General features: G+C 66.8%; 20 protein-coding genes and 1 riboswitch. Of the genes, 12 read left to right on the forward strand and 8 right to left on the reverse strand.

The window, feature by feature from the left end:
- On the reverse strand, positions 1 to 1,093 hold a 1,093-nt coding region (locus FJ386_09285; GenBank protein MBM3876896.1), incomplete at its 3' end, for a phosphomethylpyrimidine synthase.
- An 81-nt stretch (positions 1,094 to 1,174) separates the two neighbouring features.
- Positions 1,175 to 1,281, reverse strand: a riboswitch (TPP riboswitch).
- A 131-nt stretch (positions 1,282 to 1,412) separates the two neighbouring features.
- Between FJ386_09285 and FJ386_09290 the strand changes: the two genes are divergently transcribed.
- On the forward strand, positions 1,413 to 2,165 hold the full coding sequence (locus FJ386_09290; GenBank protein ID MBM3876897.1) for a phospholipase: 753 nt from the start codon (positions 1,413 to 1,415) through the stop codon (positions 2,163 to 2,165).
- A gap of 254 nt (positions 2,166 to 2,419) precedes the next feature.
- Here the strand turns inward: FJ386_09290 and msrP are convergent, their stop codons facing one another.
- Both msrP and thiD read right to left on the reverse strand, forming a co-directional pair.
- On the reverse strand, positions 2,420 to 3,394 hold the full coding sequence (msrP, locus tag FJ386_09295) for a protein-methionine-sulfoxide reductase catalytic subunit MsrP (protein ID MBM3876898.1): 975 nt from the start codon (positions 3,392 to 3,394) through the stop codon (positions 2,420 to 2,422).
- A 27-nt stretch (positions 3,395 to 3,421) separates the two neighbouring features.
- The gene (thiD, locus tag FJ386_09300; GenBank protein ID MBM3876899.1) at positions 3,422 to 4,366 is read right to left on the reverse strand and encodes a bifunctional hydroxymethylpyrimidine kinase/phosphomethylpyrimidine kinase; all 945 of its coding nucleotides are present in this window, start codon (positions 4,364 to 4,366) and stop codon (positions 3,422 to 3,424) included.
- Between thiD and FJ386_09305 the strand changes: the two genes are divergently transcribed.
- The 4 genes from FJ386_09305 to FJ386_09320 all read left to right on the forward strand — a co-directional run bounded on the left by FJ386_09305 (position 4,365) and on the right by FJ386_09320 (position 8,866).
- Positions 4,365 to 5,936 carry a sialate O-acetylesterase gene (locus FJ386_09305; protein ID MBM3876900.1) on the forward strand — a complete coding sequence of 524 codons (1,572 nt, stop codon included), beginning with the start codon at positions 4,365 to 4,367 and terminating at the stop codon, positions 5,934 to 5,936. The two genes, thiD and FJ386_09305, sit on opposite strands and share 2 nt — an antisense overlap.
- A gap of 65 nt (positions 5,937 to 6,001) precedes the next feature.
- A complete protein-coding gene (locus FJ386_09310; GenBank protein MBM3876901.1) occupies positions 6,002 to 7,048 on the forward strand; it encodes a sialidase in 1,047 nt (348 codons plus the stop codon).
- A gap of 42 nt (positions 7,049 to 7,090) precedes the next feature.
- Positions 7,091 to 7,531, forward strand: coding sequence for a RidA family protein (locus FJ386_09315; protein MBM3876902.1), 441 nt, complete (start codon positions 7,091 to 7,093; stop codon positions 7,529 to 7,531).
- A 51-nt stretch (positions 7,532 to 7,582) separates the two neighbouring features.
- Positions 7,583 to 8,866, forward strand: coding sequence for a serine/threonine protein kinase (locus FJ386_09320; GenBank protein ID MBM3876903.1), 1,284 nt, complete (start codon positions 7,583 to 7,585; stop codon positions 8,864 to 8,866).
- Here the strand turns inward: FJ386_09320 and FJ386_09325 are convergent.
- Complete coding sequence (locus tag FJ386_09325; GenBank protein ID MBM3876904.1) at positions 8,842 to 9,177, reverse strand: hypothetical protein; 336 nt, start codon at positions 9,175 to 9,177, stop codon at positions 8,842 to 8,844. The genes FJ386_09320 and FJ386_09325 overlap by 25 nt on opposite strands.
- 148 nt (positions 9,178 to 9,325) lie before the next feature.
- Here FJ386_09325 and FJ386_09330 point away from each other — a divergent pair, with 148 nt between their 5' ends.
- The 3 genes from FJ386_09330 to FJ386_09340 all read left to right on the forward strand — a co-directional run bounded on the left by FJ386_09330 (position 9,326) and on the right by FJ386_09340 (position 13,998).
- On the forward strand, positions 9,326 to 11,167 hold the full coding sequence (locus FJ386_09330; protein MBM3876905.1) for a hypothetical protein: 1,842 nt from the start codon (positions 9,326 to 9,328) through the stop codon (positions 11,165 to 11,167).
- Between the two features lie 112 nt (positions 11,168 to 11,279).
- Positions 11,280 to 12,596, forward strand: coding sequence for an NADP-dependent isocitrate dehydrogenase (locus tag FJ386_09335; protein MBM3876906.1), 1,317 nt, complete (start codon positions 11,280 to 11,282; stop codon positions 12,594 to 12,596).
- A 301-nt stretch (positions 12,597 to 12,897) separates the two neighbouring features.
- Positions 12,898 to 13,998 (forward strand): sugar kinase, encoded by a 1,101-nt coding sequence (locus FJ386_09340; GenBank protein MBM3876907.1) that lies wholly within the window; start codon positions 12,898 to 12,900, stop codon positions 13,996 to 13,998.
- 12 nt (positions 13,999 to 14,010) lie between these two features.
- Here FJ386_09340 and FJ386_09345 read toward each other — a convergent pair whose 3' ends face one another.
- Positions 14,011 to 14,958: a TIM barrel protein gene (locus FJ386_09345; GenBank protein MBM3876908.1), complete on the reverse strand. Its 948-nt coding sequence runs from the start codon at positions 14,956 to 14,958 to the stop codon at positions 14,011 to 14,013.
- A gap of 3 nt (positions 14,959 to 14,961) precedes the next feature.
- Complete coding sequence (locus FJ386_09350; GenBank protein MBM3876909.1) at positions 14,962 to 15,579, reverse strand: peptidase; 618 nt, start codon at positions 15,577 to 15,579, stop codon at positions 14,962 to 14,964.
- A gap of 133 nt (positions 15,580 to 15,712) precedes the next feature.
- On the opposite strand from FJ386_09350, the gene FJ386_09355 reads away from it, so the two are divergent.
- The 4 genes from FJ386_09355 to FJ386_09370 are packed head-to-tail and all read left to right on the forward strand — an operon-like array spanning position 15,713 to position 21,376.
- Positions 15,713 to 15,928, forward strand: a complete 216-nt coding sequence (locus FJ386_09355; protein MBM3876910.1) for a hypothetical protein — start codon at positions 15,713 to 15,715, stop codon at positions 15,926 to 15,928.
- A 33-nt stretch (positions 15,929 to 15,961) separates the two neighbouring features.
- On the forward strand, positions 15,962 to 16,714 hold the full coding sequence (locus FJ386_09360) for a hypothetical protein (GenBank protein ID MBM3876911.1): 753 nt from the start codon (positions 15,962 to 15,964) through the stop codon (positions 16,712 to 16,714).
- Positions 16,611 to 19,940, forward strand: a complete 3,330-nt coding sequence (locus FJ386_09365; GenBank protein ID MBM3876912.1) for a DUF1553 domain-containing protein — start codon at positions 16,611 to 16,613, stop codon at positions 19,938 to 19,940. Before FJ386_09360 ends, FJ386_09365 begins: the two co-directional genes overlap by 104 nt.
- A complete protein-coding gene (locus tag FJ386_09370) occupies positions 19,937 to 21,376 on the forward strand; it encodes a DUF1501 domain-containing protein (GenBank protein ID MBM3876913.1) in 1,440 nt (479 codons plus the stop codon). The genes FJ386_09365 and FJ386_09370 overlap by 4 nt, the downstream gene beginning before the upstream one ends.
- 121 nt (positions 21,377 to 21,497) lie before the next feature.
- Here FJ386_09370 and FJ386_09375 read toward each other — a convergent pair whose 3' ends face one another.
- Together FJ386_09375 and FJ386_09380 are read right to left on the reverse strand one after the other, a co-directional pair.
- Positions 21,498 to 23,444: a hypothetical protein gene (locus FJ386_09375; protein ID MBM3876914.1), complete on the reverse strand. Its 1,947-nt coding sequence runs from the start codon at positions 23,442 to 23,444 to the stop codon at positions 21,498 to 21,500.
- A 61-nt stretch (positions 23,445 to 23,505) separates the two neighbouring features.
- Positions 23,506 to 25,443, reverse strand: coding sequence for a M48 family metallopeptidase (locus tag FJ386_09380; GenBank protein MBM3876915.1), 1,938 nt, complete (start codon positions 25,441 to 25,443; stop codon positions 23,506 to 23,508).
- Between the last annotated feature and the right edge of the window lie 8 nt (positions 25,444 to 25,451).

Below are 25,451 nucleotides of genomic sequence, written 5' to 3' on the forward strand. Positions count from 1 at the left end.
AGTAATCCACGCCTTGCTCGGCTTGTTCGATGAGGGTGTCGCGGAAGAGTTCCCACGTGAGGTCCTCGGCCTTGCCGCCGACTTTTTCGAGCGCCTGGTAGATCGGCACGGTGCCGATGGGCACGGGCGAGTTGCGAAGAATCCATTCACGCGTGGCGTGGATGTTCTTGCCGGTGGAGAGGTCCATGACGGTGTCCGCGCCCCACTTGGTGGCCCAGCGCATCTTCTCGACTTCCTCCTCGATGCTGGACGCGACGGCGCTGTTGCCGATGTTGGCGTTGATCTTCACGAGGAAGTTGCGCCCGATGATCATCGGCTCGGACTCGGGATGGTTGATGTTGTTCGGGATGATGGCGCGGCCGGCGGCGACTTCGGCGCGGACGAATTCGGGGGTGATCTCGGCGGGGATGCGTTGGGGGAAGCGGGAGAAAACAGATGGTGTGAACGAGGTTGAAGGCGGGACGCCTTCAACGGCATGCGGGACGCGTGCGCTCCCGGCCAATTGCGATGAACCGGCGTGTTGTTTGTTGAGGTCGTTGCGAAGGATGTCCTTCGACATCTCGGCGATCTTCGCGCGGCCTAGGTTCTCGCGGATGGCGATGAATTCCATCTCCGGCGTGATGATGCCCGCGCGGGCGTAAGCGAGCTGCGTGACGACGTTGCCGGCCTTGGCGCGCAGGGGGCGGCGGCGCTGGCGCGTGAGCCCGGGGAATTCGACGAGGCGGTTCTTCTCCGCCTTGCTGGCGTATTCGGCGTGTTTGCCGGAGAGGTAGCCGTTGTCCTGGGGCTTCACTTCGCGACCATCAATTTCCTCCACGTCGCCGCGCTGGAGAATCCAGTCGCGTCGAAGTGCGGGCAAACCTTCCTCGGGCGTGCCGGTGAAGGCGGGATCGCCCCACGGCCCGGAGCAATCGTAGACGCGCACGGGCTCATTCGGCGTGACCGCGCCGGTGTAGGACTTGGTAGGCGTGACGGAGATCTCGCGCATCGGCACGCGCACCTCCGGGTGAATCTTTCCTGCGACGAAAATCTTCCTGCTGGCGGGTAGTTGCTCGCTGCTGTGGGGGCCGAAGGACTCTCGATGGGCGATCATGAATTGGGGGAGTTCAATGTTTCAGGTTCAAAGTTGCCGTTGCCTCAACTCGGGAGGGTGGGAAGGAAGCTGCCGAAGGGCTCCCTTCGCCGGCATTACCCGTGTCAGGTTCGATGGGTCGGTCCTGTTCCAGCAAGACCCTCTCAGCCTTTGCCGCGGCCACTCGCCGCGGTCCGGTTGGCTCCCCGTGATGCGCGCGACCGTAGGGTGCCCGCCGGGGCACGTCAAGATTGCGGAATTGCGGCGCGCGGTGCACGCGGTGTTGCCATGAGTCCACGCCTGGCCCACACTTCAGCCGAACCATGAAAGGCCAACTCCCATGCGCAACTCCATTACATTGCTCGCCGTTCTGCTGTGCCTCTCGCCGCTGAAACTCCGCGCGCAGGAAGCCGACACCGTGCAAAAGGCGCACTCCTTCGAGAAAACGCTCACGCGCAAGGTCAGCCTCGACTACCTGCTTTTCCTGCCGAAGGGTTACGACGCGAAGGCGCCGAAGCGGTGGCCGACGATTTTGTTCCTCCACGGCGCGGGTGAGCGCGGCACGAACATCTGGAAAGTCACCGTTCACGGGCCGCCCAAGATCGTCAAGACGCGCCCCGACTTTCAGTTCATTGTCATCTCGCCGCAGTGTCCCTCCGGCCGCACGTGGGAAAGCGACTCGCTCACCGCGCTGCTGGACGAGGTGACGGCGAAGCACAACGTGGACACCAACCGCGTGTATCTCACCGGGCTTTCGATGGGCGGCTACGGCACGTGGAATCTCGGCCTCACGCAAGCGGAGCGGTTCGCGGCGATCGCGCCGATCTGCGGCGGCGGGGACCGGATCGCGATGCTGCTGGCGAGTCCGGCGCGCCGCAGCGCCGTGCTCAAGACGCCTGTCTGGGCGTTCCACGGCGCGAAGGACGCGGTCGTTCCGCTCGAGGAATCGGAGAAGATGGTTGCCGCGTTGAAGCGCGCCGGGCACAAGAGCGTCGAGCTGACCGTGTATCCCGAAGCCCAGCACGACTCGTGGACGGAGACTTACAACAACCCGAAACTCTACGAGTGGTTCCTTGCTCACGAGCGCAAATGAGCAAGCCGCGCGCACCTCTCGGATTTTGGGTGCCGCTGGTTTCATTCGTTGCCACCGGACTGGCCAATGCGTCCGGCTGGCCGCGGTTCCGCGGGCCGACGGGCGATGGCATTTCGGAGGAAACCGATGCGCCGTTTCACTCCCGTGCTCGTGGGAGACCGGCGGTCTCCGAGGGCCAGATATTTCTGCGCCCGGACCGGGCCGTGTATTGCGTCGGTTCGCGGTGAGGCGGAGCCGCGCGGGCAGGGCTGGCTTTATCCTCTTTTGTAAAGCCCGCCCACCTGCCCGGCATAGCCGTTGTAGGGCAGGGTGCGGATGCGGTCGCCGGTGTCCACGACCCGCTCGACGGCTTGCGACCAGCGCGGGTGCGGCACGTCGGGATTCACGTTGGAGAGGAAGGGATACTCGTTGGGCTGGAGCGCCTCCCACAAGCCCACGGGCTGCTTCGCGGTGAACTCAATCTTCACGATGGACTTGATGCTCTTGTAGCCATACTTCCAGGGCACGACGAGGCGGATGGGCGCGCCGTTTTGCTTGGCGAGCGGCTTGCCGTAAAGCCCCGTGGCCACGAGCGCGAGCGGGTGCATCGCCTCGTCGAGCCGCAATCCCTCGTTGTAAGGCAGCGGGTAGCCCTGTTCGAGCAGGCGCGCCCAGCCGGGCATTTCCGCCGGGCGCGTGGCCGTCTCGAACCGCAGAAACTTCGCCTCAGCCTTGGGCACGGCCTTTTCGACGAGCTTGCGCAACTCAAAGCCCGTCCACGGCACCACCGCGCTCCACGCCTCGACACAACGGAAGCGATACACGCGCTCCTCGAGTCCGAACATTTCCTCGAGTTCGCGCGCGTCGAGCGTCATCGGCTTCTCGCACAGGCCGTAGATTTGCACGGGCCAGGGGTCGATCCTGAACTTGTCGGTGAGCAAATGCGGCCGGTCCTTCTGCGTCGAGAACTCGAAGTAGTTGTTGTAGGTGAGGAAGACCTTCTCGTCCGTGAACCGCCAGCCGGGGTCGAAGGCCTTGTTGCGCGCCGCGGGGAAGCCCTTGCGCGCGCCGCCTCTGGCCGCGGGCGATTTGTCCGCCGCCTCGGCACCGCCGACCCGTGGCGACGCGAAGAGCCCCGCGGCGGTCAAGCCAAGCTGCCGCAAAAACGCGCGGCGCGCGCGGTAGGAATGTTCGGGCGTGACGAAGCGGTCTTCGACGTGCCACTCGGGCCGGCGGATGATTTGAGCCATGGCCGTAGGATGGACAGGCGCCGCGGGCTATTCAGCAAATTTCACCCGGATTCCTTCGCGGTTCCATTGGAGCAAGGCATGCCGGCCCGCGCGCGGGCTGTGCGCGATGGCCTCGCTGATGAAGTCCTTGGCCCGGTTCACCGCGGCGGGAAGCGACTGCCCGCTCGCAAGTCCCGCGGCGATGGCGGCCGAGAACGTGCACCCCGTGCCGTGAGTCTTCACACCGCGCCATCGCGGGCGTGAGATGTCCCACGCGAACTTGTCCCAGAGGAAAAAGTCCGTCGCATCCGACTCGCGCGTCAGATGGCCACCTTTGACGAGCACCGCGCAGCCGAACCGCGCGTGGATGATTCGCGCCGCTTCTCGCACGTCGTCGAGGGCGCGGATGCGCCGGCCGGAGAGGCGCACGGCCTCGGCGAGATTCGGGGTGACGAGCGTTGCGATGGGGAGCAGTTGATCGCGCAGCAGTTTCTCGCCATCGCGATCGAGCAATCGCCGGCCGCTGGTTGAGACGAGCACCGGGTCCACGACGACCGCGACGCGCGGCACCTTGCGACACCAACGCACGACCTCGGCCACGAGCCGCCTGTTGCCGAGCATCCCGGTCTTTGCGGCGCGAATCGGGAAATCTTCGGACACCGCCTTCAGTTGCGCGCGAAGCATCGCGGGACTGCACGGCTCGATGGCGAGGACGCGGCGCGGATTCTGCGCCGTGAGACACGTGATCGCGCAGACGCCGTGAACACCGAACGCGGCGAAGGTCTTCAAGTCCGCCTGCACGCCCGCGCCGCCGCCGGTGTCCGAGCCGGCGATCGTGATCGCGACGGGCAGTTGGATTTGTGACGGCACGGGCGGATTAGAGCGGACGGCGCGGTTTGACGCAAAGGCGCAATGGCGCGAGGACGGGCGTCGCGCGCACCGCGCTGCTTTCCCGTTTGACTCGCCTTGGGCCTTCCGGTGTATTCGCGCCATGCGATTCAATCCTCTGTCCGTCCTGGCCGCGTTCTCGTTTGCCGCGCTCGTTCCGTTCGCGCGCGCGGATGTGAAGCTCCCGGCGCTGTTCACCGATCACATGGTGCTGCAGCAAGGCATGAGCGTGCCCGTGTGGGGTTGGGCCGACGAGGGCGAGCAGGTCACCGTCACCTTCACCGGGCAGAAGCACACCACGCGCGCCGTCGGCGGCAAGTGGCGCATCAACCTCACCCCGCTGAAAGCCAGCGTCGCGCCGGAGTTGCTCGTGGTCCAGGGCAAGAACCGCATCGAACTCAAGAACGTCGTCGTCGGCGAAGTCTGGATCGCCAGCGGCCAGTCGAACATGCAGTGGGGCCTCAACCAGTCGCACGAACCGCAGAAGGACATCACCAACGCGGCGAATCGAAACCTCCGGCTCTTCTACGTCCCGCGCGTGAAGGCCGACGCGCCCGCCGCCGACCTCGGCGGGCTGCATCACGGCGCGAAGCCCGTGTGGATGGTCGCCGCTTCCAACTCGGTCGTGGATTTTTCGGCCGTGGCCTACTACTTCGGGCGTGACTTGCAGAAGGCGCGGCAGGTGCCCGTCGGCATCATTCACACGAGTTGGGGCGGGTCGCCCGCCGAGGTGTGGATGAGTCACGCGGTGCTTTCGGCGAACCCCGACTACAAGCGCGACATTCTCGACGCGTATCCCAAGGCGCTCGACAGTTTCAAGTCCGCGAAAGCAGCATTCGACGACAAGGCCGCCGCCGCGAAGAAGGACGGGGCGCAGGAGGCGCCGAAAGCCCAGAAATCCGCGCAACCGCCCCGCGCGCCCTGGAAGCCGGGCGAGCTCTACAACTCGATGATCGCGCCGCTCATCCCGTTCGCGATCAAGGGAGGCATCTGGTATCAGGGCGAGTCCAACGCCGGGCGCGCGTGGCAGTATCGCACGCTTTTCGCCGACATGATCCGCAACTGGCGCAAGGACTGGGGGCAGGGCGACTTCACGTTTCTCACGGTCGAGCTCGCGCCGTTCACGAAGATTCTCACCGAGCCCGCGGAGAGCAACTGGGCCGAGCTGCGCGAGGCGCAGATCGTCGCCAGCCGCGCCGTCGGCAACGCCGGCACCGTGACCATCACCGACGTCGGCGAAGAGAACGACATCCACCCAAAGAAGAAGGAACCCGTCGGCGCGCGGCTCGCGTTGCTCGCGCAGAAGCTGGCCTATGGCGAGAAGATCACGGCCGACGGACCGACCTTCAAAAGCGCGAAGTTCGAGGGCAACAAGGCCACGATCACCCTGGACAACGTCGGCTCCGGACTGCTCGTCAAGGGCGGCGAGGAGGCGAAGGGCTTCGCCATCTGCGGCGAGGACCGGAAATTCGTGTGGGCCAAGGCCGAGATCAAGGGCGACACCGTGGTGCTCACGAGCGACAAGGTCGCCAAACCCGTCGCCGCGCGCTTCGGCTGGGCGAGCTACCCCGTCGTGAATCTCTGGAACAAGGACGGCCTGCCGGCTCATCCGTTCCGGACGGACTCGTTCCCGGTCACGACCGAGCCGGCGACAAAGCAGGCGGCGAAGAAGTAACGGTCGTGGAACGGGATTTCGGCTCCACGATTCGCAGTCGGCGGTTGAACATCAATACCAAGCTCATGAACCGGACGCTCGCAATTCTCGGCTGCGCTCTCAGTGTGGCGGCGACTTTCGCCGCGGAGCCCGCCGCCATCCTGAAATCCGAATTCATCTACGAAACAGCACCGTTTCCGTCGTGCCACGCCTCGACCATCGTGGAAACGAAGGGCGGGCTCGTCACCGCGTGGTTTGGCGGCACGGCGGAGCGCAATCCCGACGTCGGCATCTGGGTTTCGCGCCACGAGGGCGGCAAGTGGTCCGCGCCCGTCGAGGTGGCCAACGGCGTGCAGTCGCCCGCGAAGCGCCACCCGTGCTGGAATCCGATTCTCTTTCAGCCGAAGTCCGGCCCGCTGCTGCTCTTCTACAAAGTCGGCCCGAGCCCATCGACGTGGTGGGGCGAGTTGCGCACGTCCGAGGACGCGGGAAAAACCTGGTCCGCCGCGCGCCGGCTGCCCGAGGGCATCCTCGGCCCGGTGAAGAACAAGCCCGTGGAACTCGCGGACGGCAGCCTGCTTTGTCCGACGAGCAGCGAACACGACGGCTGGCGCGTGCACTTCGAGCGCACGACCGACCTCGGCAAGACCTGGCAGGTCATCGGCCCCGTGAACGATGGCAAGGAATTCAGCGCCATCCAGCCGAGCATCCTGTTTCATGCGGGCGGCAAGTTGCAGGCCGTCGGTCGCACGCGGCAGAAAAAGCTTTTCGAAATCTGGTCGGAGGATGGCGGCAAGACGTGGGGCAGGCTCGGTGCGACGGAACTTCCGAATCCCAGTTCGGGCACGGACGCCGTGACGCTCGCCGACGGCCGCCAACTGCTCGTTTACAATCACACGCCCAACGGCCGCTCGCCGCTGAACGTCGCCGTCTCAAAGGACGGCAAGTCGTGGCAGGCCGGCGCGGTCCTTGAGAGCAATCCCGGCGAGTATTCCTACCCCGCAGTCATCCAGACGCGCGACGGGCTGGTGCACACCACCTACACATGGAAGCGCCAGCGCGTGAAACACGTCGTGCTCGACCCGGCGAAACTCGACTCCAAGCCCATCGTGGCCGGAGTGTGGCCGAACTGACCGCCATCCATCCACCCCCACGCTGACTGGCCCTCCATCCCCATGACCCCGCAACAAACCGCAGCGCGCCTCGGCATCAAGTTCGAGAAAGCCGCGCCGGGCTACCTCAACCTCTGCATCCGCAGCGGCGCGCAGCTCGTCACCTCCGGCCACGTGAGCGACTTGAAGGGCAAGCTCGGCGCCGGGCTGTCCGTCGAGCAGGGCTACGCCGCGGCGCGGAACTGCGCGGAGAAAATCCTGCGTTCCGTCTGGAACACACACGGCACACTCGACGGCTTGCGCGTGATCAAGGTGCTCGGCTGCGTGAACTCGTCGCTCGAATTCACCGACCAGCATCTCGTCATCAACGGCGCGTCCGACCTGCTGCACTCCATCTTCGGCAAGGACGGCGACGGCTATCACGCCCGCAGCGCGCTTGGATTTGCGCAGCTTCCGACGGGCGCCGCCGTCGAGGTCGAGGCCATCTTCGAGATCAAGGGCTGACATTCCGCCACCGTCCGAACCCCGTCCGCGCCACGCAGCTCAACCCGACGCATGAGAGTCCATCACGCCCCCTTCGTCGCCGCCATCGCCGCGGTCGCTGCCGTGCCCGCGATGCAGTCGCAAGGCGCCGAGCCTGTCGCGGAACCGGTCACGTTCTCCGCGACCGACTGGCCGTGGTGGCGCGGGCCGCATCGCAACGGCGTGGCCGATGCAAACCAGAAGCCGCCGCTGAAATGGAGCGACACCGGGAACATCCTCTGGAAGACGCCCGTGCCCGGGCGCGGCCACGGCTCGCCCATTGTCACGGGCCACCAAATCTTTCTCGCCGCAGCCGAGCCGGACGGTGGCATCCAGTCGTTGCTGTGCTTCGACCGGCAGACAGGACGGGAGCTTTGGAAAACGGAAATCCACCGCGGCCCGTTTCCAAAGGGCAACGACAAGAGCTCGTTCGCCTCGTCCACGGCCGCGTGCGACGGGCGGCGCGTGTTCATCAACTTCCTCCACCACGGCGCGGTTTACACCACGGCGCTGAGCCGCGAGGGCAAACAGCTTTGGCAGACGAAGATCACCGACTACGTGCTGCATCAGGGATTCCCCACGTCACCGGCGGTGTTCGAGTCGCTCGTCATCGTGTCGGCGGACAACAAGGGCTCGGGCAGGATCGCCGCGCTCGACCGCGCGACGGGCCGGCTCGTGTGGCAGCACGAGCGGCCGAAGTTCCCGAACTACGCCTCGCCCATCATCCTTCACGTCGCCGGACGCGAGCAATTGATCTTGAGCGGGTGCGACCTCGTCACCAGCCTCGATCCGCGCAGCGGGCGGGTGATTTGGGAAGCGCCGGGCTCGACGACCGAGTGCGTCACGTCGCCCGTGACCGACGGGCGCAGCGTGGTCGTCAGCGGCGGCTATCCGAAGAACCACGTGGCGGCGATTCGCGGCGATGGCACCGGCAGCGTCGCGTGGGAGAACACCAGCCGTGTTTACGTGCCTTCGATGCAGTTCGACAAGGGCCACCTGTTCGCGGTGCTCGACGCCGGCGTCGCTGCGTGCTGGAACTTCGAGACCGGGGCCGAGGTGTGGAAGGGCAGGCTTGGCGGGACGTTTAGCGCGTCGCCCGTGCTCGTCGGCGACTTGCTGTTCGCCATGAACGAGGCCGGGCGCACCTTCATCTTCAAGGCCACGCCGGCCGCATTCGAATTGGTCGCCGAGAATCCGCTCGGCCACGAGGCGATGGCCACGCCGACCATTTGCGGCGGCCGCATCTACCACCGCGGCGCCTCGCGCGTGGACGGTCGCCGCCAGGAATTCCTTTATTGCATCGGGGTCAAGGAGTGACCGGGAACGCGGCGCGAAGCCGAACCTGCGCGCCCCGTGCCGCCAAGGGTCGTTACGCGCGTGGGTTCGGATCCCGTTTGCGACGACGGGCAAAGCGTCGCCGTCTCGAAAAAGCCGTCCGCCTCGCCGTGGACCTTCCGCAACGCCTCGTGCACGAGCGCGGTTGGTTGCAGCGTCTGGCCGGGCGACTCGCCCGCCAACATTTGCGCGGCCAGCCAGCGCAACTCTTCGTAGACCAAGGGCAGCAATTCCCCCGCGGCCTTCCCGTCGCCTTGCTCCGCGGCCTGCAGCAACCGGGTTACGTCACTCACGGCTCCTTGGTGACAGCCGGAGCGGGGCTGCTCAAACCGAACCGGTGAACCCGTGTCCCCTGGGCGCGCCGGACTTCGGGGCGATCCTCCTCCGACCCAACATCACTCTTGGCATCGCGCGGCGGGCCGATACGCTGCTGCGCGACCCATGAGAAACGTGGCACGTGCGCTCGCCTGCTGTGCGGCCCTGGTTGTGACGGAACTCCGCGCCGCGGCGCCGGCGACTTCCACGCCCGCGCCGCTGCCACCGCCCGAAGCCGCGAAGACCATGCAGGTGCCGCCGGGCTTCAACGTCACGCTCTTCGCCGGCGAGCCGGACGTGGTGCAACCGGTGTCCTTTTGCATCGATCATCGCGGGCGGCTGTGGGTCGCCGAGGCCATCAACTATCCCGAGCGCACCAACGGCCCGAACGACCGCATCGTCATCTTCGAGGACATCAACGGCGACGGGCGCTTCGACAAGCGCACGCTCTTTTACAACAAGCTCAACTACGTCACCGGCATCGAGGTCGGCTTCGGCGGCGTGTGGGCGATGTCGCCGCCGCACTTTGTCTTCATCCCCGACCGTGACGGCGATGACCGGCCGGACTCCGACGCGCAGGTGCTGCTCGACGGCATCGGCATCAAGGAAAGCCGGCACAATCTCGCGAACGGATTCACGTGGGGCCCCGACGGCTGGCTTTACGGCGGGCATGGACGCACGTCGCCCTCGAAGGCCGGCAAGCCCGGCACGCCCGCGGACAAACGCATTCACTTCGACGGCGGCGTCTATCGCTATCACCCGACGCGGCATGTCTTCGAGGCGTTCGCCGACGGCACCACGAACCCGTGGGGCGTGGACTTCGACGACTTCGGCGAGCCGTTCATCTCGAACTGCGTCAACCCGCACCTCTATCACGTCATCCAGGGCGCGCACTACGAGCCGTGGCGCAACCGGCCGTCGAGCCTCTACGCCTACGACCGCATCCGCAGCATCGCGGATCATCTGCACTGGGGCGACGGCCGCGGCGGCGACACCAAGCGCGGCGACCTGCCCGACCTGCGCACCGGCGGCGGCGGCCACGCGCACGTGGGCATGATGATCTACCTGGGCGACAACTGGCCCGACAAGTATCGCAACGGCGCGTTCATGTTCAACGTCCACGGCCGCCGCTTGAATCACGACGCGCTTGCGCGCAAAGGCTCCGGCTACGTCGCGACACACGAGCCGGATTTCCTCGTCTCGAAGGACCCGTGGTTCATGGGCATCACCGTGCGCTACGGGCCCGACGGCGGCGTGTTCATGAGCGACTGGTCGGACACCGGCGAATGCCACAGCTACGTGAACACACAGCGCGGCACCGGCCGCATCTTCAAGGTCACCCACGGCACGCCGGAGCCGCGCCCGGTGGACGTCGCGCGCCTCTCCGACACCGACCTCGTGCAACTCCACCTCCACAAAAACGACTGGTGGGTCCGCCACGCGCGCCGCGCGTTGCAGGAACGCGCCGCCGCCGGACGCGATCTCTCCGCCGCGCGCCAATCGTTGAACGAAATGCTTGCGAAGCATCCGGACGTGACGCGCAAGCTGCGCGCGCTGTGGACACTGCACGCGACGGGCGGGCTGGAGGAGGACTTCCTCCGCGCACAACTCGCCCATGAGAGCGAACACGTGCGCGCGTGGGCCGTGCGCCTGTTGTGCGAATCAAAACCGTCCGCCGGCGCGGTGCGCCGTTTCACCGCGATGGCCGCGCAAGACCCGTCGCCCAAAGTGCGCCTCGCGCTCGCAAGCGCGCTTCAGCGCATGCCGCACACCGACCGCTGGGGCATCCTCGCCGGCCTCGCCTCGCGCGCCGAGGACGCCGCCGACCCGAACCTTCCCCTCATGCTCTGGTATGCCTTCGAGCCGATGGTGAAGACCGACCTGCCCCGCGCGCTCAAGCTCGCCGGCGATTCGAAGATTCCTCTGCTGCGCCAGTTCGCCGCCCGCCGCGCGGCAGAATCGGAGTGAAGAACTCAAACCGCTTGCGCCGCTTTTCCGCGTCCGTTACAAAGCGTCCTCTTTGCGCGGCCCGCCGCGCACGCAAACGCGAATTCCTTCAACCTGCAACCCTCAACTCCTCATGCCCTACTCCACATGCACTGTTCCCGCCGGCGGCAAGATTTCCATCAGCCAGGGCAGGCTCAACGTCCCGAACAACCCCATCATCCCCTTCATCCGCGGGGACGGCACGGGGCCGGACATCTGGGCGGCGTCGGTGCGCGTGATGGACGCCGCGGTGCAGAAAGCCTACGCCGGCCAGCGCAAGATCGCATGGATGGAAGTCTTCGCCGGCGAGGCCGCCTTCAACAAGTTCAACAACTGGCTGCCCGACGACACCGTCGAGGCGTTCAAGGAATTCCTCGTCGGCATCAAGGGCCCGCTGACGACGCCCGTCGGCGGCGGCATCCGCTCGCTCAACGTCGCGCTGCGCCAGATGCTCGACCTCTACGTCTGCCTCCGTCCCGTGCAGTATTTCACCGGCGTGCCCAGCCCCGTGAAACACCCCGAGAAGGTGGACATGGTCATCTTCCGCGAAAACACCGAGGACATCTACGCCGGCATTGACTGGCAGGCCGGCTCGCCCGAGACGAGGAAGTTCCTCGAATGGCTCGCGCAAACCTCGCCCAGGGACTTCAAGAAAGTCCGCTTCGGCACCCAGCCCGCCGCCGAGGAATTCTGGAAGCTCGTCGGCGCCGCCGGCTTCCCGTGCGACGTGCAGGTCGGCATCGGCATCAAGCCCGTGAGCTACTCCGGCAGCGTGCGCCTCATCCACAGCGCCATGACCTATGCCCTCAAGAACAAGCGCAAGTCCGTCACGCTCGTCCACAAGGGCAACATCATGAAATACACCGAGGGCGCCTTCCGCGACTGGGGCTACAAGGTCGCCAAGGAACACTTCGGCGCGGTCGAGATGGACGGCGGCCCGTGGTGCAGGATTCCCGAGGGCAAACCCGGCGCGGGCCTCGTCATCAAGGACGCCATCGCCGACATCACCCTCCAGCAGGTCCTCACGCGCCCGACCGACTTCGACGTCATCGCCACGCTCAACCTCAACGGCGACTACTTGAGCGACGCCCTCGCCGCGCAGGTCGGCGGCATCGGCATCGCGCCCGGCGGCAACATCAACTACATCACCGGCCACGCCATCTTCGAGGCCACGCACGGCACCGCGCCCAAGTATGCGGGCAAGGACGTGGTGAACCCCGGCTCCGTGGTGCTCTCCGGCGAGATGATGCTGCGCCACCTCGGCTGGACCGAAGCCGCCGACCTCATCCTCAAGGGCCTCAACGGCGCCATCGGCTCCAAGAAAGTCACCTACGACTTCGCGCGCCTGATGGAAGGCGCGACGGAGATCAAGTGCTCCGCCTTCGGCGACAACATGATCGCGCACATGTAGCGCGGGTCCCTTTTGCCTACAGCATGATGCCGCCGGTGTTTGTTGTTCTCGGCGGGGTAGCCGTCCTTGTCGCCGGCGCAGATGTGGAGGCTGATGGAATCCTTGCGGTTGGCGAGGCCGATGATCCACCAGTCGCCCGAGGCGCGAGGCTTGCGGCGCTCCGTGTTGCGTCGAGCCCGAGAAATGTGTTGTCATCGCGGCGCGGCGTTCCAAATATCGCGGCCGCGCGAGGGCGGGCTGACGCCGCACCGCGCGGTTCAGCGTCCCGAATGCCGCACCGCACGACGAATTCCTGTTCATCATGGCTTCCCTGACTGTCAAACCGGCCGGTTCCTGCGCCTACGACATGGTGGCGTTGGGCGAAATCATGCTGCGGCTCGATCCGGGCGAAGGGCGGGTGCGCGTCGCGCGCGAGTTCAAGGTGTGGGAGGGGGGCGGCGAATACAATGTCGCCCGCGGCTTGCGGCGGTGCTTCGGCATGAAGACCGCGGTGGCGACCGCGTTCGCGGACAATGACGTGGGGCGTCTGCTCGAGGATTTCATCCTGCAGGGGGGCGTGGACACGCCGTTCATCCGGTGGGCGAAGTTTGACGGCATCGGGCGCGAGACGCGCAACGGGCTGAACTTCACGGAGCGGGGCTTCGGCGTGCGCGGCGCGGTGGGCACGCCGGACCGCGGCCACACGGCGGCGAGCCAGCTCAAGCCGGGCGATTTCGACTGGGACCACATCTTTGGCAAGCTCGGCGTGCGGTGGCTGCACACGGGCGGCATTTTCGCGGCGCTCTCGGACACGACGCCGCAGCTCGTGATCGAGTGCGTGCAGAAGGCGAAGCAGCACGGGACGGTGGTGAGCTACGATTTGAACTACCGCCCGAGCCTGTGGAAATCCATCGGCGGGCAGCGGCGCGCGCAGGAGGTGAACCGCGAGATCGCGAAGCACGTGGATGTGATGATCGGCAACGAGGAGGATTTCACGGCGTGCCTCGGCTTCCAGGTCGAGGGCGCGGACGAGCACCTGCTGCACATCGACGTGAGCGCGTTCAAGCGGATGATCGAGACGGCGGTGAAGACGTTTCCGAATTTCAAGGTCACGGCCACGACGCTGCGCGCGGCGAAGACTGCGACGCGCAATGACTGGGCGGCGATCGCGTGGATGGGCGGGCGGTTCTACGAAAGCCGGAAGTATCCGGACCTGGAGATACTGGACCGCGTCGGCGGCGGCGACAGTTTTGCCAGCGGGCTCATCTACGGCCTGATGACGACGGGCGACCCGCAGCAGTCGGTGGATTACGGCGCGGCGCACGGCGCGCTGGCGATGACGACGCCGGGCGACACTTCGATGGCGGACAAGGGCGAGGTGGAGAAGTTGATGAAGGGCGGCGGCGCGCGCGTGCAGCGCTAGACGGCGCGGTGGCTACCTGCCTCCGGCGCGCAATCCCGCCGCGCTCATCGCGGGAGCGAGCGCGGCGTAGCTTTTCTTCGCCGCGAGGAACGGGTCGTAACCCGCCTGGTTGAAAACCTGGCTGCTCACCTCGACCATCACCGGCCCGGTCCACGCCGCTTCCTTCAGCCGGCTGAAATAATCGCGGTAATCGATCGTTCCCTCGCCGGGCAGCACGAACTTGAATTTGCCGAGTTCGCCCTCGCTGTCCTTCACGTGGATGAACACCGACTGCGGCAGCAGCGCCTTCAACGTGTCCGCGAGCGCGAGGCCGCGAAGCTGGTAGTGGCTGAAATCGTAGGCGGCCTTGATCCACGGGCTGCGGACCTGGTCGAGCAACCAGAGCGCGTGCTCGGGAAGGTGCATCGCGCCGGAGACGTGCGGCTTGATGGCGACGACCAGTTTGTGCGCCGCGGCGATTTCGGCCCAGCCGCGGAGCCGCTCGGCGAAGCCGTCGCGCAAGAGCGCCCACTGGTCGGGCCTTCCGCCGAGCACCGTCTCGAGCGGCGGCGGCGCGGCGGGTGAGATCGCGTGCGCGAGTTCGGCCGCGGCCTTGATCCGGTCGAGGTTTTGCTGGTGTGATTTCGCATCGCCTGTGAGCGGGAGGTTTTCCATCAACGCGCCGAGCCGGAGGCCGAGCGCGGCGAGGCGCCGGGCAAGGTCGCGTCGCGCGTCGGCGGTGAGCAGCTTCGGCTCGGTCGGGTAGCCGGGCATGAGCGGGAATTCGACCGCATCGTAGCCGATCGCCGCGCACGTTTGCAGCGCCTTGTCGAGCGTGAGGGGCTTCATGCCGTAAAGACTGAAGCCAAGGGTCACCCCGGCCGGCGCGGGCGCGGCGCCGAGGACGGACACGCCGAGGCTCGCGGCGAGCGCACTGCCGCGCTTGAGGAACTCGCGCCTCGATCGTGGAGTGGTCGTCATGAGCTACCCGCGTCCCGTGCTGCGCTTGAGCATCGCCACGAACTCCTTGAGCAGCCACGTGTTGTCCATCCACACGCGCGAGGTCACGAGGTTGCCGGAAATCACGACGGGTTCGTTGACGTAGGTGGCGCCGCCCTGTTGCGCGTCGAGGGCGCACTTCGCCACGGTCGTGACGGTGCGCCCGCGAATGCAGTCAGCGGCCGTGAGAATCTCCACGCCGTGGCAAAGCGCCGCAACGGGTTTGTTCGCGTCGAAGAAGTGCCGCGTGATGCGCAGCAGGTCCTTGTCGTAGCGCAGGTATTCGGGCGCGCGGCCGCCGGAGACGAACAGGCCGCAATAGTCGCGCGGGTCCACGTCGCGAAACGCCACGGTCGCGCGCACGTGATACGCGGCGCTTTCGCGGGTGATGTCCCACTTGGGCTCGCCGTCCGCCGTGGGCGGGATCTCGTGCATCACGCCGTGGTAAAGGCGCGCCTCGGGCCCGGCCACCACCACCTCGAAGCCATCCTCCGGCAGGCGGAACATCGGATACATCGTGTCCATGACCTCCGTGGCGTCGCCGATCGGGAGCAGAACTTTGAGTGAGGTCACGCGACGCGCGCGCGGGGAGCGTTTGTTCATGCGGCGAGGACAACAAACCCCCGCAAGGGTGTCAATGGCGCGGGGAGGTTGAAGTCCGGTTTCGAATCGCGCGGCCGCGGCGGGAGCCGAGTTGGCACTCGACAGCGAAAACGGGCGGGCGCACCGTTTCGGCGTGAACCTCATTCCGCATCAAGCCCCGGCTTTCGGCGCTGCTGTCCGCCTGGCGCTCCTCCTGGCGTTCGCGGGCCCGCCTGCTTCCGCCGCGCAGTTCGTCTTGTTCGACGCCACCTTCAACTACACCAAGCAGGACGCGGACCATTCCAAGCCGAGCAAGTCGCACGCCTGCATCAAGGGCGCGGCGCTCAATCCCGACCGGCCGCGCGACTAGCGCCTGTCCCGGCGGCTTGTCGTCTCCTGAGCAATGCCACCCTCCAACACAAGCGGACTCGCGGGCCGGGCATTCGTTGCCATCTGGCACGACATCGCGCCCGAGGGATTGGGGACTTTCTACGAGTGGCACAACCGCGAGCACATGCCCGAGCGGCTTGCGATTCCTGGATTTCAACGCGGCCGCCGATACATCCGCGTCGCCGGCGAGGGGCAGGAGTTTTTCAACCTCTACGAAGTGGACTCGTTCGACGTGCTCGTCGGTCCGGACTACCTCGCGCGGCTCAACGCGCCGACGCCGTGGACGAAACAGGCGGTCGCGCATTTTCGCGACGTCACGCGCGGTTTATGCCGCGTCGCTGGTTCGCTCGGAACAGGGCAGGGCGGCGTGATCGCCACGCTTCGCTTCGCCGTGAGCATGGGGCGCGATGCGGCGATGCGACAGATGCTGGCAGACGAGTCGATTCCGGCGCTGCTCTCGCAACCGGGAATCGTCGGGGCACACGCGGGCTGCGCCGACACGGCTGGATCGAGCATCCCCACCGCGGAGAAACTGGCACGACAAAGCCCCACCGACATCCCGTCGTGGGTAATGCTCGTCGAGGGGATTTCACACGAGCACCTTGGGCGAGCCCTCCCCGCCGCGCGGTGCGCCGAGCTGCTCGCATTGGGCGGCGTTCCGGATGAACCTGTCACGGGCTTTTATCGCCTCGAAGCCGAATGCCTCGGCGGGCTGCAAGCGAGCGCGCGCTCCAGCAGGGGCGAAATCGAGCCCGCACACGCTTGAATGTCGCCGTGCGACCGTGGTCAAACTCGCTGACTTTATGATGGTGAGAATTTCAATCCCGTCGGTTTCGGTGTCGTTGCTGCTGACAGGGGCACTCCAACCCTCGCGGGTTGATGCGGCCACGAAGCAGGCGGTTGACTTCAACCGCGACATCCGGCCCGTCATGTCGGACACGTGCTTCGCGTGCCACGGGCCCGACGCGCAACAGCGCAAGGCCGGCCTCCGGCTCGACGTTCGCGACGAGGCGCTCAAGCCCTCGAAGTCCGGCAAGGTCCCCATCGTGCCGGGCAAGCCGGACAAATCAGAGGTCGTCGCGCGGCTCTTCGCGAAGAAGGCTGACGACCTCATGCCGCCTGCGGAATTCCACAAGTCCATCACGCCCGCGCAGCGCGAGCTGTTGCGGCGGTGGATTGCGGCGGGTGCGCCCTATCAAAGCCACTGGTCGTTCGCGCCCGTCACTGCGCCGGCGCCGCCGGATGTTCACAGTCCGAAGTTCAAGGTTCAAAGTTCACCGGTGGCCGCGGCGAACCCGATTGACCGTTTCATCCTCGCCCGGCTCGCGAAGGAGGGGCTTCAGCCGTCTGCCGGGGCGGACAAGCCCGCGTTGCTCCGGCGCGCCACCCTCGCGCTCACGGGACTCCCGCCGACGCCGGCGGATGTGGACGCATTTCTCGCCGACACGTCGCCGCGCGCCTACGAGGCGGTCGTGGACCGGTTGCTCGCATCGCCGCACTTTGGCGAGCGCATGGCGGTGCCGTGGCTCGACCTCGCGCGTTACGCGGACACGGCGGGTTACCACAACGACTCGCTGCGCGAGATGTGGCTGTGGCGCGACTGGGTGGTGCAGTCCTTCAATGACAACAAGCCGTTCGACCGCTTCACCGTCGAGCAGCTCGCCGGCGACCTGCTGCCAAACGCGACGCGCGCGCAGAAGCTCGCGAGCGGTTTCATGCGCAACGTGATGACCTCCGATGAGGGCGGGATCATTGATGCCGAATACCTGAACATCTACATCGTGGACCGCGTGTCGACGCTCGGCGTGACGTGGCTCGGCATGTCAGTCGGCTGCGCGCAATGCCACGACCACAAATACGACCCGGTCACGACGCGTGATTTCTACGGGCTCTACGCATTCTTCCACAACGTGCCCGAGCGCGGCAAGGACGGCACCCGCACGCAAAATCCCGAGCCGCGCATGCCCGTGCCCTCGGCCGAGCAGGAGGCTGAACTCGCCAGGCTCACGAACCACATCGCCGCCGCTGACGGGCGCGTGAAGGCGCTCGAGGGCAAACTTGACGCCGCGCAAACCGACTGGGAACGCAGGCTTGCGGGCGATTCGCGGCTGCGCGAAGTCAGCGGGCCGTTCGACCGCTTCCCGCTTGATGCGAATGGCAACGGCGTGACGCACGATGGCCGGCCCATCGAGGGAAAACTCGCGGGCGAGACGAGCTTCACCGACGGCGCGGAGGGCGGTTCGCTCCGCGTCGAGGGCAGGGGGCATGTCGACGTCGGCGCGCGCTACGACTTCGAGAAGTCCGACACGTTCAGCGTCGGCGTCTGGCTGCGGCTCAAGAACACGCCGTCCGGGGCGCCGCTCGGCAAGATGGAGCGCGACGGTCCGCTGCGCGGGTGGGACCTCGAGTTTCACGCGGGCAAGGCGAGCGTGCATCTCATCCACAAATGGCCCGACGACGCGATCCACGTGCAAACGGAGAAGGACCTGCCGTTCGACACGTTTCAACACGTCGCCTTCAGCTATGACGGCTCGGGCAAGGCGGCGGGCGTGAAGGTGTTCGTCAACGGACAACCCGTCGCGACCAAGGCGGTGAAGGACCGGCTCACGGGCAGCATCAAGACCGCCGCGCCGTTCGCCCTCGGCCGGCGCGGGGGCGGTGCGTCGCCATTCACGGGACGCGTGGACGACCTGCACATCTTCACGCGTGCGCTGAGCGATGCCGAAGTGGCCACGCTCGCGGGAGGTCCGACCTTCGCGCTCGCGGCCATCGAGCCCGCCAGGCGCACGAAGGAGCAGACGGACAAGCTGCGGAAGTTTTTCCGCGAGACGCAGGCCGCGGATTACATCGCCGCGAAGCGGTCGGCCGAGGACGCGCGCAAATCGAAGGCCGACCTCGACAAGCTTGTGCCCAGCGTGATGGTCATGGCCGAGATGGAGCAACCACGCGACACGTTCATCAAGGTGCGCGGCGCCTACGACAAGAACGGCGAAAAGGTGGGCGCTGCGTTTCCCGCGTTCCTGCCGGGGCCGGAGCGCAACCCGACGAACCGCCCGACGCGCCTCGACCTTGCGCAGTGGCTGGCATCGGGCGGCCATCCGCTCACCGCGCGCGTCACGGTGAACCGCCTGTGGGCGATGCTCTTCGGCACGGGGCTCGTGAAGACGGTGAACGACTTCGGCGCGCAGGGCGAGTGGCCGAGCCATCCCGAGCTGCTCAACTGGCTCGCGGCGGACTTCGCGCGCGACTGGGACGTGAAGCGCGCGCTCAAGCAAGTCGTGATGAGCCACGCGTTTCGCCAGAGCGCCGCGGTCACACCCGCGCTGCTCGCGAAGGACGCCGAAAACCGCCTGCTCGCGCGCGGGCCGCGGTTCCGCATGGACGCCGAGTTCGTGCGCGACAACTCGCTCGCCATCGCCGGCCTGCTCAACCCGAAACTGGGCGGCAGGGCGGTCTTCCCGTTCCAGCCGCCGGGCATCTGGGAAGTCAACGAAATGGCCGGCGGCGGGTGGAAGCACCAGCGCGACGACGGCCAGTACCGGCGCGCGCTCTACATTTACCTGCGCCGCAGCACGCCGTATCCCAGCCTGCTGACCTTCGACGCCCCGAACCGCGAGGTCTGCACCGCCGGCCGCGCGCGCACGAGCACGCCGCTGCAGTCGCTCGTCCTCATGAACGATCCCGTCTATGTCGAGGCCGCCCGGGCGTTCGCGGCGCGCGTGCTCAGGGACGGCGGCGCGACCGACGCGTCGCGGCTGGAGTTCGCGTGGAAGCTTGCGCTCGCCCGCCCGCCGACGGCGACGGAACGCGCCGTGATCGAACGGACACTCGCGACGCAGCGCGCGAGATTCATTGCCGAGAAGCCGGCTGCTGAATCGCTGCTGAAGGTGGGCGACTTCAAGAATCCGGAGAGCGCGGCGCCGGCGGAACTCGCCGCGTGGACCGCTGTCGCGAATGTCATCCTGAACCTCAACGAGACACTCACTCCATGAACCCCGAATCCGCGAGACATCTCACGCGCCGCGCGTTCCTCCAGCGCAATTCCACCGGGCTCGGCGCGCTCGCGCTCGCGTCGTTGCTCCGACCCGAAGCGTTCGGCTCGCCGCCGTCCAACGCGGCCGGGCGAGGCGTGCTGGGCCGGCTTCACCACGCGCCGCGCGCAACGCGCGTCATCTACCTCTTCATGTCCGGCGCCCCGTCGCACCTCGACCTTTACGATCCCAAGCCGAAGCTCGTCGAGATGACCGGCAAGGACTTGCCCGACTCCGTGCGGCAGGGCCAGCGCATCACCGGCATGACGAGCGGGCAGAAGAACCTGTTCTGCGTGGGCTCGCCGTTCGCGTTTGCGAAGCACGGGCAGTGCGGGATGGACTTCAGCACGCTGCTGCCGAACATCGCGAAGCTCGCCGACGACGCGACGTGGATCCGCTCCATGTTCACCGAGGCGATCAATCACGACCCGGCGGTGACGTTCTTCAACACCGGACACCAGCAGCCCGGCCGGCCGACGATGGGCGCGTGGTGCGGCTACGGCCTCGGCAGCGAGAACGCCGACCTGCCGGCCTACATCTGCCTCAACTCCGGCGGCGGGGGCCAGCCGTTGCAGTCGCGCTACTGGGGCAGCGGCTTCCTGCCCGCGCAGCACGGCGGCGTCACGTTTCGCAGCGCGGGCGACGCGGTGCTCTACCTCTCGAATCCACCGGGCATCAGCACCGAGACGCGGCGCTCGACGATTGACGCGATGAACGAGCTGAACCGCCTTCAACTCGGCGCGCTCGGCGACCCGGCCATCGCCGCGCAGATCGAGAACTACGAGCTGGCGTTCCGCATGCAGGCGAGCGTGCCGGAGTTGATGGACTTGTCGCGCGAGCCGGACTCCATCTTCGAGCACTACGGCGCGAAGAAAGGGCAGGCGAGCTTCGCGGCCAACTGCATCATCGCCCGGCGGCTCGTCGAGCGCGGGGCGCGGTTCATCCAGTTGAACCACCGCGACTGGGATCATCACGGCGGGTTGCCCGGCGCGCTGCCGGGCAAGGCGAAGGAGGTGGACCAGTCCGCCTCCGCGCTCGTGACGGACCTGAAGCAGCGCGGATTGCTCGACGACACGGTCGTGATCTGGGGCGGCGAATTCGGGCGCACGAGCTACAGCCAGGGCGAGATCAAGCCGACCAGCTTCGGGCGCGACCATCATCCGCGCTGCTTCACGGTGTGGGTGGCGGGCGGCGGCTTCCGGCGCGGGTGCGTGTTCGGCGGGACGGATGATTTCGGCTACAACATCACGCGCGACCCCGTGAGCGTGCATGACTTCCACGCGACGTTGCTGCACCAGCTCGGTGTGAACCACAAGCTGCTCACGTTCCGCCATGAGGGGCGCGATTACCGGCTCACCGACATTCACGGTGAACTGGTTTCGGGGATCGTGGGCTGACCGCGGGCGCATCAAGACCTCACGCTCAAGCATGGCGTGGACGTCACCCTCGGCGGCGCGGCGAAGAAGGACGACAAGTAAGCCCCGTGCCGGCGCCTCGCATTTGCCCTGCGTTTGAATTTCACCGCCGTTCCGGCGCGGACGCTTGCTCCAGATCCACCCGGGCCACCGCGTAGACAAGCACCCGCGGAACGGTGAAACTCGCGTAGCCGGCGGACTGCTTCACCGGCAACTTCTCGGGAACAGCCATGGAGTCGGGAGAGAGCAGGCGGACTGACTTCACCCGTTCCCCGGCGCCGAGCGCGAGCCGCACCGGCACTTGCTCGCACGCCATCGGATTCTCCTCTTGCGGCCCCCGGCCCATCCTCGCGTTCGCGGGCGGCTCGGTGCGGTTGTAATTCACGAGGTGGACGAGCACCCGCCGGGGTTCCGGCTGGCGCATCAGCGATATCACGGCCGTCGGGTGTCCCTCGCGGCGGGTGACGCCGGCGAGTTCATTGGCGCCCCATGTCGCGGCGACGGCGGGCAGATTCGTGGAGAGCACGGGCAGCCGCACACCGCGGAAGCCGGCGATCACCGATCGCGCGTTGTCATCCATGGCCGACTCGTCGCACCACGCAAGGGCGCGGCGGCCAAGCACATCGCGGGTGTTCACGATGTCATCGGGCACCACGTCAAACGCGAAGCCGTCGCGAACAAGCTGGCGGCCGAGTCGCTTGAACTGCTCGACGGGAGTGACGGTTCCGGCATGCACCGCGCGCCGCGGATAAAGCACGAGCAATTCGGCCGCGGGTTGCGCGCCGAGATACAGGTCGCGATGCCGCCGGGCGAAGTCGAAGTAACTCACGAGCGCGGAGCGGCCCGCGGGATTCTTGAAGTTCGCGTAGAAACCCATTCCTGCGCCGCCGTTGGCGATGCCCTCGGCGATGGCCGCGCGCAGGCGGGTTTGCTCGTATTTGCCGAGCACGAACGGCTTCGGCCCGAACGCGCCGCGGATGTAGCGCAGTTGCAGCGTCCCGTCGCCGAGGTCGCCGTTCGCGAGGTCGGTCTGCGAGGCGGCATTGCCGGTGGAATACCACAGATAGTCCTCGCCGCGCCCCCAAAGCCCGCCGGGCAGGGCGCTGCGTTCGTCGCCGTTGATCTGGCTGAACGCGCCGAGATGATTCCATTGCGCGACCATCAGCCCGGGCTTGAGTGAGCGGCCGTAATGGATGAACACGTCGTCGAAGTCGTGCTTGAGCGCTTCCTGGGTCCATCGCAACGCGGCCATCTTGTAGGGGGTGGTTTGGTTCGGGTCGTGCCACGACGGGATGTCGGCGAAGCGATGCGTCCTCAAGTCGGCGATGCCGAGCTTTGCGGTCAAGTCCGCGGCGGTGTAGTTCGTCTGAAGCCACGCGCGGAAGCCGCCGACGCAGTGCGCGCACATGCAGTCCCGGCGGTAGAAGTAATTCGCGATGAGCCCGTCCACGCCGCGCGTGACCGCCTGCTTGACCATCGCCTTGAGGCAGGCGCGCCACTGCGGGTTGTTGAGGCACCCGTGATACTCGGGCCAGCCGCCCACCCGGTAGCTGAGCGTCGAGATGACCTTGCCGGTCGCGTCCACTTGCAGCATCGAGACCGGATCCGCGGCGGGCTTGGGGCCGAGCTGCGGTTCATCCCATTTCGCATACCACTCGAAAAAACCGGCGCGGTTCGTGTGTTCGCCGAAGATGAACGTGGTGTTGAAGTGCCCGACGGCGCGCAGCCCTAGCGAGTGAATCTCGCGGTTGAGGTCCTCGAAGAACCTCCCGCACTCGTCCGTGCCCCGCACCGGCAGATGCGCGGGATAGCCCTTGTGGTGCGGCGTGTGCGCCAGGCTGAAAAACGTGACGCCGTAGAATCCGACCTGCGCGACTTCGGGCCGGGCCTCGGCCAGAAAGTCCACGTAGTCCCGCGTGCCGTAGTCGGTCCAATGGGCCACCATCGTGTTGAACCAGCGCGAGTCGGGGGTGGAGCCGGGTTGGTTGGGCGCTGCAGGGGCGGCGATGGACAGCGAAACGGCGAACAGCGACGCACCAACGGCCTTCATGGAATTCACCGGCGCATCTTCTGCAACTCGCTGCGCGCGTCAACCGCATCCTTCGGTTTCGTCACCGGATTCCGGCGGGTGGCACCGGGCAGTCCAGCGAATTGCTGATGGCGCGAAGCAGTTCGGCCTCTTCAACGCGCACCGAGCCGTCCGCGGAAATCACGGCGACGCATGCGGTGAGGATCCGCTTCTTCATCGGAAACGCCGCGGCACCGAGCGCGTCGAGGGCGGAGCCGAGCGCGTCGAGTTTGCATTCGTCCTGCGGTAACGGCTCGTCGGACGGGTTCGACAGCAGCAATTCACGCCACCCGGCGCGATACGCGGCGGCGGCCATTGTCGGGTCGCCTCTGTGGCCCTGCCGGGCGAGGCAGGAGAGCAGCACCATGCATTCGCGCCGGAAGGTGAGCAACTTGCCGCGGGCGGCTTGCGGAGTGATGACGCCGAAGAAGATGCCCAGATGGCGGGCGAGCACTCTTTTGAGCGTGAACTCAAACAAGTCCAGCCACCCGTCGCTCGCGATGAGTTCGTCGAGGATTGAGTTGAAACGCTCGAACTGCGAGCGGTTCATCCGCCGCAGGCCGGTGAGCGCAAGGTCGAGCAGCGCCAGCTTTCGAGCCCGGTCGCGCAGTTCGGGAAGCGGTTCAAGCCGGGCGAGGTCGTCGCAAACGGGCGCGTCCGACTGCTCCCGCAGCCGGGCGATCTGCCCGGCGCGCACCGCGGGTTCCTCGCTGAGCAGCAGCGCGAACACGAGCGCGCGCGACCCGTGCGGATCGCGGGCAGCGACCGTAATCGCGTCCGGAAGCGCGCGGACGAAGTCAGCCGCGTGTTTGAGGTCTGTGGACCGGGCGTCGCCGACGGCGAGCGGAAAGTTCGCGATGGCGCGTCGGTCCATCTTGAACGCCGCCGGGCCGGACGCCAATCCAGCGACCGGCCTGGCGGAATCTTCCGACGAAACGGGGCGTGGCTCGGCGGCGAGTTTTGCCATCTCGGCATTGAACGCGGGGTCGAGCCATTGGATGCGCTCGTTGATCGGCGGGTGCGACGCCATCAGGGCGTCGAGCCACGAGGGTCTCGCGGCGTTCGAAAAGAACAAGTGCCGGAGCAACGACGCTTGTGGCGTGGACAACACGGAGCCGTGGCGAAAGCCGGCGATTTTCTTGAGCGCACCCGCGAGCCCGAGCGGGTTGCGGGTGAACTGCACCGCGGACGAGTCGGCGAGGAACTCCCGCTGGCGCGAGACCGCCGCCTGGATGAGCCGGCCAAAGAACACGCCGAGGTAGCCGATGACCAGCAGCGCGAGTCCCAAGAGAAACAAGACGACGAGAATCCCGCTGGCACCCTTGTCGCGCCGACTGCTCAAACGGTGGCCACGGGAATCGCTGATCAACTGCACGAGCACTTTGCCCACCACCGCGAGGCCCATGATGCCGCCGAGCCAGCCCGCGAGCCGGATGTTCAACCGCATGTCCCCATTCAGGATGTGGCTGAACTCGTGGCCGACCACGCCCTGCAACTCGTCGCGTGTGAGATTCTGCAGCGCGCCGCGGGTCACGGCCACCGCGGCGTCGCTCGTGGTTTTCCCGGCCGCGAAGGCGTTGATGCCGTCCTCATCCTCCAGCACGAACACCGCCGGCGCGGGCACGCCGGAGGCGATGGACATTTCCTCGACCACGTTCAGCAAGCGGCGCTCCAGCGGGTCGAGGCTGGCCGGGTCCACCTGCCGGCCGCCGCAGGATTGCGCCACCGCTGAGCCGCCGCCGGCCAGGCCCGCCCAGGTGATGCCCGCGCCGCACAGCACGATGAGCAAAGTTGCCGCGATGTTGATCGCGATCAAGACCGGGTCGTCGATTCGGCTCTGTCGCGACTCCAATACGAACGGCACCAACGCGCTGACGACCAAATGGACCGCCGTGACGATGAGGGCCAGGGCGATGAAGAACAGGACGAGCAACCGGCCGGTGTTGCGGCGCGCGGATTCCTGTTTGGCGAAGAAGTCCATGCAGGGTT

Source organism: Verrucomicrobiota bacterium (assembly GCA_016871675.1).
GTDB lineage: Bacteria > Verrucomicrobiota > Verrucomicrobiia > Limisphaerales > VHCN01 > VHCN01.

Coding starts and splice junctions, on each gene's coding strand:
- FJ386_09380 (MBM3876915.1), bottom strand. CDS start 25,443: ATGGACTTCTTCGCCAAACAGGAATCCGCGCGCCGCAACACCGGCCGG.
- FJ386_09330 (MBM3876905.1), top strand. CDS start 9,326: ATGAGAAACGTGGCACGTGCGCTCGCCTGCTGTGCGGCCCTGGTTGTG.
- FJ386_09310 (MBM3876901.1), top strand. CDS start 6,002: ATGAACCGGACGCTCGCAATTCTCGGCTGCGCTCTCAGTGTGGCGGCG.
- FJ386_09375 (MBM3876914.1), bottom strand. CDS start 23,444: ATGAAGGCCGTTGGTGCGTCGCTGTTCGCCGTTTCGCTGTCCATCGCC.
- FJ386_09360 (MBM3876911.1), top strand. CDS start 15,962: ATGCCACCCTCCAACACAAGCGGACTCGCGGGCCGGGCATTCGTTGCC.
- FJ386_09320 (MBM3876903.1), top strand. CDS start 7,583: ATGAGAGTCCATCACGCCCCCTTCGTCGCCGCCATCGCCGCGGTCGCT.
- FJ386_09315 (MBM3876902.1), top strand. CDS start 7,091: ATGACCCCGCAACAAACCGCAGCGCGCCTCGGCATCAAGTTCGAGAAA.
- FJ386_09335 (MBM3876906.1), top strand. CDS start 11,280: ATGCCCTACTCCACATGCACTGTTCCCGCCGGCGGCAAGATTTCCATC.
- FJ386_09305 (MBM3876900.1), top strand. CDS start 4,365: ATGCGATTCAATCCTCTGTCCGTCCTGGCCGCGTTCTCGTTTGCCGCG.
- FJ386_09345 (MBM3876908.1), bottom strand. CDS start 14,958: ATGACGACCACTCCACGATCGAGGCGCGAGTTCCTCAAGCGCGGCAGT.
- FJ386_09340 (MBM3876907.1), top strand. CDS start 12,898: ATGGCTTCCCTGACTGTCAAACCGGCCGGTTCCTGCGCCTACGACATG.
- FJ386_09370 (MBM3876913.1), top strand. CDS start 19,937: ATGAACCCCGAATCCGCGAGACATCTCACGCGCCGCGCGTTCCTCCAG.
- FJ386_09350 (MBM3876909.1), bottom strand. CDS start 15,579: ATGAACAAACGCTCCCCGCGCGCGCGTCGCGTGACCTCACTCAAAGTT.
- FJ386_09290 (MBM3876897.1), top strand. CDS start 1,413: ATGCGCAACTCCATTACATTGCTCGCCGTTCTGCTGTGCCTCTCGCCG.
- thiD (MBM3876899.1), bottom strand. CDS start 4,366: ATGGCGCGAATACACCGGAAGGCCCAAGGCGAGTCAAACGGGAAAGCA.
- msrP (MBM3876898.1), bottom strand. CDS start 3,394: ATGGCTCAAATCATCCGCCGGCCCGAGTGGCACGTCGAAGACCGCTTC.
- FJ386_09365 (MBM3876912.1), top strand. CDS start 16,611: ATGAACCTGTCACGGGCTTTTATCGCCTCGAAGCCGAATGCCTCGGCG.